A 7,569-nucleotide genomic window follows, 5' to 3' on the forward strand; every position below is an offset into this window, starting at 1 on the left:
GGCCCGGAGGCACGGCGGGATATCCCGGATACCCGGGGTGTGCGCCGTACCCCGGGGCACCCGCGGGGTACGGGCCGGCCGGCTGCGCCGACTGCGCCGGCTGGGGCGCGGTCTGTGCGGCGGGACCCCACGGGGCGGCCGCGCCGGCGGGGCGGGTCTGGTCCGTCCATGCCTTGCCGTCCCACCAGCGTTCGGTGGGCGGACCGTCGTTCGTCTGCCCGGGGTCGGGGTACCACCCGGGGGGAGTCGCCTGCGTCATGCCCCCACCGTATGAGGCGACGGTGAAAGCGGGATGAGAGGATCCGCCGCCAAGCGCGCGGACCAGGACATTTCACCGACGATTTCTCCGCCCCCACCGTCCCGGCACCGCCACCCGCACCCGCCGTCCCCGGCGCAGCCACCCCCGCCCGCCGTCCTCGGCACCACCGCCCGCACCCGTCACCGACCGTCCCCGCGTCCGCCCGCACCCGTCTCCGTCCGTCTTCGTGTCCGCCCGCGCCCGTCTCCGACCGCCCCGGGCTCCGTCGGCGCCCGGGGCCCCGCCGTCCCCGCCGTCCCCGGCGCCGCCACCCGTAGCTGTCGTCGACCGTCTCCGCGTCCGCCCGCACCCGTCTTTGTCCGTCCCGGCCTCCCTCGGCGCCCGGGTCCCCGCCGTCCCCGCCGCCACCCGCACCCGCCCGCACTCCGCCGTGTACATCCCGCGCCCCCTTCGGAGCCGCTCCGGCGGCCCTGGCGGCAGGCGTGGTTGACGCTCCGTCCGCTGGTCGGGCCCGGGACGGGGTCGCCCGGCCGCCTGCTCCTTCACCCGGCCGGGCAACAGCTGCCACGACCGCCCACCACGGGCCCCGCCGGGCGGCTAGGCTCGCTGTCTGTACGTCGTTCGGGCGACCTGGGGAGGTAACGGGATGACGGAGGGACGCCCGCCGGCGGCCGGCTCGGCTCCCCTGTGGGAGCGGGACGCCGAGATCGCCGCGGTCGCACAGGCGCTCGACGTCCTGTGCGCGGAACAGACGTCCTCGGGCAGCCTGCTGGTGCTGCGCGGCGAGGCGGGACTTGGCAAGACCGCGCTGCTGGCCGAGACCCGCCGCATCGCCGAACGCCGCGGCTGCACCGTCTGGTCCGCCCGCGGCGCCGAGACCCTGAGGTCCGTCCCGTTCCACGTCGTACGGCAGCTGCTCCAGCCGGCGCTGCTGTCCTTACTGCCCGAGGAGGCCCGCGAGTACCTCGGCGACTGGTACGAGATCGCCGGCCCCGCCCTCGGTATAACCGACCCGCAGGAGGGCAGCGCCGACCCGCAGTACGTCTGCGACGGACTCGTCGCGGCGGTGCGCCGGCTCGCCCGCCGGGAATGGCCGCTGGTGCTGCTCCTCGACGACGCGCACTGGGCCGACCAGGAGACCCTGCGCTGGCTCGCCGCGTTCGCCGAGCGCCTGGACGACGTGTCCGTCCTCGTGGTGGTCGCCCGCCGCCCCGGCGAGGTCAGCGGGGACAGCGCCCGCCTGCTCGACACGGTGGCCGAGGCCGCGGGCCGCCCGGTCACCACCCTCAGCGCCCTCACGCCGGACGCCACCGCCGGGATCACCCGCGCCACCCTCGGCCGGCACGCCGACGACGCGTTCTGCCGCGAGGTGTGGGCCGTCACCGGCGGCAACCCCTACGACACCGTCGAACTCCTCGCCAAGGTGCAGGACAGCGAACTCCAGCCCGTCGAGGCGCGCGCCGGGGAACTGCGCGCGCTGAACCGCGCGGCCCGCGGCGGCGGACTGGTCGACCGGCTCAAGGGCCTCGGCCTGGAAGCCACCCGGTTCGCCTGGGCCGCGGCCATCCTCGGCACCGGCATCACCGTCGACATGGTCGCCCGCCTCGCCACCATGAACGACGAACTGGCCGGGCGCTGCGCCGAACTCCTCTGCGACGCCCGTATCCTCACCGCGCCCGACCCGTCCGTCGGCACCGAACGGGACTCCGACGAGCTGGAGTTCGTCCACCCGCTCATCGCCACCGCCGTCTACAACTCCATCCCGCCCGGCGTGTGCACCGCGATGCACGGCGTCGCCGCGCAGATCATCACCGAGCTGGGCCGCGGTGCGGCCGAGGCCGCGCGGCACCTGCTGAAGGTGCACCCGGACGACGACGAGGAACTCGTCGAGCAGCTGCGCGAAGCAGCCCGCGAGCATCTCGCCGTCGGTGCCCCGGACGCGGCCCGCCGCTGCCTGGAACGCGCGCTGGAGGAACCGCCCCGCCCCGAGGTGCACGCGCACGTCCTGTACGAACTGGGCTGCGCCACCCTCCTGACCAACCCCGCGGGCACCATCGACCAGTTGCAGAGCGCGCTCGGCATGTCCGGCCTCGACGGGGACGACCGGGTCGACGCCGTCGTCCGCCTCTCCCAGGCACTGCTCCACAACGACCAGCTGGAGGAGGCCGTCCGCACGGTCGAGGCCGAAGCCGCCCGGCACGAGGCGGGTCCGGTCCGGATGCGACTGCAGGCGTTCCAGTTCATGTGGGAGTGCATCCACGGCGAGACCGTCTCCCCGGCCCGCTCCCGCCGCCTCGCCGAGCTGGCGAGCACCTGCGCCGGCCGCGACAACGCCGAACGCGCCCTGCTCATCCTGCGCGGCTTCGACGCCATGACCCACGGCGAGAGCGCGGACGTGGTGATCGACCTGTGCGATCGCGCCCTCGTCAACGGCCGCCTCGCGCCGGGGCTCGGCTGGACCGACCCCGAGTGGGGCATGGAGCTGCTGATGATGCTCGGCAGCGCGTACGCCTACGCCGACCGGCTGGACCGCGCGGAGAGCCTGTTCGCCGAGGCCAGGCGCGTCTACACCTCGGCCGGCTGGCGCGGTGGCCACCTCTCCCTGGCCAACGCCTTCCTCGGGCTCGCCTACCGCCGACAGGGCCGGCTGCGCGACGCCGAGTCCACCCTGCGCGAGGGCCTGGTGCTCGCCGAACGCGTGGGCCGCCGCCTGCCGCTGTACTGGTCGTCCACCTGCGGGCTGGTCGACACCCTGCTGGCGCGCGGCCGGGTCGAGGAAGCCTGGTCGGTCGCCGAACAGTACGGCTTCGCGCCGCCGTACCCGTCCACCATCGTGCTGCCCGACATCCGCTCCGTCCGCGGCCGGCTGCTGCTCGCCGTCGGCCGCACCGAGGAGGGCGTCAGCGAACTGGAGGCCGCCGAGAAGACCGCCGCCTCCCGCGGCGGCCACAACCCCGTCCTCGCACCCTGGTCCATCGACCTGGCCAAGGCCCTCGCCGGACGGGACCCGGCCCGTGCCGCCCAGCTCGCGGCCGACGCCCGCGGGCAGGCCGAGCGGTTCGGCACGGACACCGCCATCGGCGAGGCCCTGCGCTGCGCCGCCGCCCTGGCGACGGGACAGCGGGCGGTGCAGCTCGCCGCCCGTGCCGTCACCTACCTGGAGGCGTCGCCCTGCCAGTACGAACACGCGGCGGCCCGCGTCGAGTACGGCATCGCCGCCCGCTCGACAGCGGAACTCAACCGGGGTCTCGACCTCGCCCGTGCCTGTGGCGCGGAGGCCCTGGTCGCCCAGGCGCGGGAGGTGCTGGAGACGGGCCGCGGCCTGTCCTGACCTACCGGCGACGCGACCCGCTGGGACCGCCGACGCGGCCGAGCCCCGTGGCAGAGGGGTCGTGGCAGAGGGGCCGTGGCAGAGGGCCCGCGGCCCCGACCCGGCCGGCCCCGGCCTGCTTCGGCCCGGCCACGCCCCACCCGGCCGGCCTCGGTCCGCCCACGCCCGACCCAGCGCGCCCCCGACCCGGACGGGCCGCCGACCGCGCCCCCGGCGTTCCGGCCAGGTCCGGGTTCGACCGCGGCGGGCACGGGTACCCGGCCGCCACCGCACACGGGACACAGCCGTACGTGAGCAAGGGAGCGCGATCCATGAAGGCAGTCACCTGGCAGGGAAAGCGGGACGTCCGGGTGGAGGACGTGCCCGATCCACGGATCGAGGAACCCACGGACGCCGTCATCCGGATCACGTCGACCGGGCTGTGCGGCTCCGACCTGCATCTGTACGAGGTGCTCACCCCCTTCATGACCCCGGGTGACATCCTCGGCCACGAACCCATGGGCATCGTGGAGGAGGTCGGTCCGGAGGTGACGAACCTGCGGCCCGGCGACCGTGTCGTGGTGCCGTTCCAGATCGCCTGCGGGCACTGCTTCATGTGCGACACCGGTCTGCCCACCCAGTGCGAGACCACGCAGGTCACCGGCGAGGGCATGGGCGCCGCCCTGTTCGGCTACACCCGCCTGTACGGCGCGGTGCCCGGCGGCCAGGCCGAGTATCTGCGCGTCCCGCAGGCCCAGTTCGGCCCGATCAAGGTGCCCGAGGGGCCCCCGGACGACCGGTTCGTGTACCTCTCCGACGTGCTGCCCACCGCCTGGCAGGCCGTCGAGTACGCCGCCGTCCCGCCCGGCGGCACCCTCGCCGTCCTCGGGCTCGGCCCCATCGGCGACATGGCCTCCCGGATCGCCAAGGCCCGGGGCGCCGAGCGGGTCTTCGGTGTCGACCTGGTCCCGGAGCGCCTCGCCCGGGCGAACCGGCGCGGTGTCGAGACGTACGACCTGCGGGCCTTCGACGACGAGAAGGCCCTGGTCCACGCGATCCGCGACCAGACCGGCGGCCGGGGTCCGGATGCCGTGATCGACGCCGTCGGCACCGAGGCCCACGGCAGCCACGCCGCCAAGCTCATCCAGCAGACCGCCGCGATGATGCCCCGCAAGCTCAGCGGGCCGCTCGCCGAACGCTTCAGCGTCGACCGGATGGGCGCCCTCTACATGGCGATCGACCTGGTCCGCCGCGGGGGCACCATCTCGCTCAGCGGTGTCTACGGCGGCGTGGCCGACCCGATGCCGATGCTCACCATGTTCGACAAGCAGATCCAGCTCCGCATGGGCCAGGCCAACGTCCGCCGCTGGGCCGACCAGATCATGCCCTACCTGACCGAGGAGGACCCGCTCGGCGTCGAGGACTTCGCCACCCACCGGCTGCCGTTGGCCGAGGCACCGCACGCCTATGAGATGTTCCAGCGCAAGCAGGACGGCGCGGTCAAGATCCTCATGCAGCCGTAGCGGGAGCCGGGGGCCGGGGGCCGGGCCTCGAAGCCGTGAGCCGTGAGCTGTGAGCCGGGAGCCGGCCCCGGGAGCCGGCCCCGGTCGTGAGCGGGAGCCCGTAGCCGGGAGAGCCGGCCCCGGGAGTCATGAGCGGCGCCTCGTCGGTAGCCAGCCAGGAGCCGGCCTCGTCGGTAGCCGCGGCTGCGGCCACGCCCCTGGCTCAGCCGCGGTCCTTCTCGCCGAGGATCTCCGCCAGGTCGTAGCGCACCGGCTCCTCCAGCTGGGCGTACGTGCAGCTCTCCGGCGTACGGTCCGGACGCCAGCGGCGGAAACGGGCCGTGTGCCGGAACCGCTGCCCGTTCTCCATGTGGTCGTACGCCACCTCGGCCACCCGCTCCGGCCGCAGCGGCACCCACGACAGGTCCTTCTTGCCCGTCCAGCGGCTCGGCGCCCCCGGCAGCCGGGCCTTCTCGTGAGCGCCCTCGTCCGTCCAGGCGGCCCACGGGTGCCCGGACACGTCGTCCATGCGCAGCGGTTCCAGCTCGTCGATCAGTTCGGCGCGCCTTTTCATGGCGAAGGCCGCGGACACCCCGACGTGCTGGAGCCGGCCGTCCCCGTCGTACAGCCCGAGCAGCAGCGAGCCCACCACCGGGCCGCTCTTGTGGAAGCGGTACCCGGCCACGACCACGTCCGCCGTGCGTTCGTGCTTGATCTTGAACATGGCCCGCTCGTCCTGCAGGTACCGCAGCGTGAGGGGCTTGGCGACGACCCCGTCCAGGCCCGCGCCCTCGAACTGCTCGAACCACTGCCGGGCCACCTCGATGTCGGTCGTGGCGGGCGCGACGTGCACCGGCGGGGTCGCCTCGGCGAGGGCCCGGTCCAGCAGGGCGCGGCGGTCGGTCAGCTCCACGTCGAGCAGGGCGTGGTCGTCCAGCGCCAGCACGTCGAAGGCGACGAAGGAGGCCGGGGTCCGCTCGGCCAGCGTCCGCACCCGGGAGGCCGCCGGGTGGATCCGCTCGGTCAGCGCGTCGAAGTCCAGCCTTCCGTCGCGGGCGATCACGATCTCCCCGTCCAGCACGCACCGCTCGGGCACCCGTTCCTTCAGCGCCTCGACCAGCTCGGGAAAGTACCTGGTCAGCGGCTTTCCGGTACGGCTGCCCAGTTCGACCTCGGGCCCGTCCCGGAACACGATCGACCGGAAGCCGTCCCACTTCGCCTCGTAGTGCATCCCCGGCGGGATCTGCGCCACCGACTTGGCGAGCATCGGCTTCACGGGCGGCATGACGGGGAGGTCCATGCATCCGATTCTGCTCGCATGCATACGGGTTTGCCCGGTATGCGAGCCGTGTGCGGTACGCCTACGGTGGCCGCATGGGCGATGCGGTGGAACTGGAGGTGGGCGGCCGGAGCGTACGGCTGTCCAGCCCGGACAAGGTGTTCTTCCCCGAGCGGGGCTTCACCAAGCTGGACGTCGCCCGGTACTACGCCTCCGTCGCCCCCGGCATCCTGCGTGCCCTGCGCAACCGCCCCACCACCCTGGAGCGGTACCCGGACGGCGTCGGCGGTGAGTGGTTCTACCAGAAGCGGGCGCCGAAAGGCATGCCCGACTGGATCCCGACCGCCCACATCACCTTCCCCAGCGGGCGCAGCGCCGACGAGATGTGCCCGACCGAGGAGGCGGCGGTGGTGTGGGCCGCCCAGTACGGCACGCTCACCTTCCACCCCTGGCCGGTCCGCGCCACCGATGTCGACCACCCCGACGAACTCCGCATCGACCTCGACCCGCAGCCCGGCACCGACTACGACGACGCGGTCCGCGCCGCCGGCGAACTGCGGGCCGTCCTGTACGAGTTCGGCGGGCTGCGCGGCTGGCCGAAGACCTCGGGCGGCCGGGGGCTGCACGTCTTCGTGCCCATCGAACCGCGCTGGACCTTCACCCAGGTGCGGCGCGCGGCGATCGCGGTCGGCCGGGAGATGGAACGCCGGATGCCCGAGCAGGTGACCATCAGGTGGTGGAAGGAGGAGCGCGGCGCACGCATCTTCCTGGACTACAACCAGACCGCCCGCGACCGCACCATCGCCTCCGCCTACTCCGTGCGGCCCCGCCCGCACGCCCCCGTCTCGGCGCCGCTGCGCTGGGAGGAGGTCGGGGTCGCCCACCCCCAGGACTTCGACCTCGCCACCATGCCGCGCCGGTTCGCCGAAGTCGGCGACGTGCACGCCGACATGGACGACCACGCCTACTGTCTGGACGCGCTGCTGGAACTGGCCCGCCGCGACGAACACGACCACGGGCTGGGCGACCTGCCGTACCCGCCGGAGTACCCGAAGATGCCCGGCGAACCGAAGCGCGTCCAGCCGAGCCGCGCCCGCCGCGACCCGTCCCCCTGACGGCCCCGCGGCCCCCCGGCCCTACGGCCCCCCGGCCCTACGGCCCCCCGGCCCTACGGCCCCCCGGCCCTACGGCCCCACGGCCCCACGGCCCCACGACCCCT

The 7,569-nt window shown here is 74.4% G+C and carries 5 protein-coding genes; 3 read left to right on the forward strand and 2 right to left on the reverse strand.

Translation table 11 applies throughout. From position 1 onward, the window contains the following. Positions 1–259: DUF2510 domain-containing protein (locus GT045_RS32645; protein ID WP_161336402.1), on the reverse strand; the 259-nt coding region annotated here is incomplete at its 3' end. Positions 260–905: 646 nt separating this feature from the next. Here GT045_RS32645 and GT045_RS32650 point away from each other — a divergent pair. Together GT045_RS32650 and GT045_RS32655 are read left to right on the forward strand one after the other, a co-directional pair. Beyond that, the gene (locus tag GT045_RS32650; protein ID WP_161336403.1) at positions 906–3,590 is read left to right on the forward strand and encodes an AAA family ATPase; all 2,685 of its coding nucleotides are present in this window, start codon (positions 906–908) and stop codon (positions 3,588–3,590) included. Between the two features lie 311 nt (positions 3,591–3,901). Next, positions 3,902–5,092 (forward strand): zinc-dependent alcohol dehydrogenase, encoded by a 1,191-nt coding sequence (locus GT045_RS32655; RefSeq protein ID WP_161336404.1) that lies wholly within the window; start codon positions 3,902–3,904, stop codon positions 5,090–5,092. A 202-nt stretch (positions 5,093–5,294) separates the two neighbouring features. On the opposite strand, the gene GT045_RS32660 is transcribed toward GT045_RS32655, so the two are convergent. Next, positions 5,295–6,371: an ATP-dependent DNA ligase gene (locus GT045_RS32660; RefSeq protein ID WP_161336405.1), complete on the reverse strand. Its 1,077-nt coding sequence runs from the start codon at positions 6,369–6,371 to the stop codon at positions 5,295–5,297. A gap of 74 nt (positions 6,372–6,445) precedes the next feature. On the opposite strand from GT045_RS32660, the gene ligD reads away from it, so the two are divergent. Continuing rightward, positions 6,446–7,465 carry a non-homologous end-joining DNA ligase gene (gene ligD, locus GT045_RS32665; RefSeq protein WP_202529231.1) on the forward strand — a complete coding sequence of 340 codons (1,020 nt, stop codon included), beginning with the start codon at positions 6,446–6,448 and terminating at the stop codon, positions 7,463–7,465. The last annotated feature ends 104 nt before the right edge of the window (positions 7,466–7,569 follow it).

The sequence above is a fragment of the Streptomyces sp. SID486 genome (assembly GCF_009865385.1).
Taxonomy (GTDB): Bacteria; Actinomycetota; Actinomycetes; order Streptomycetales; family Streptomycetaceae; genus Streptomyces.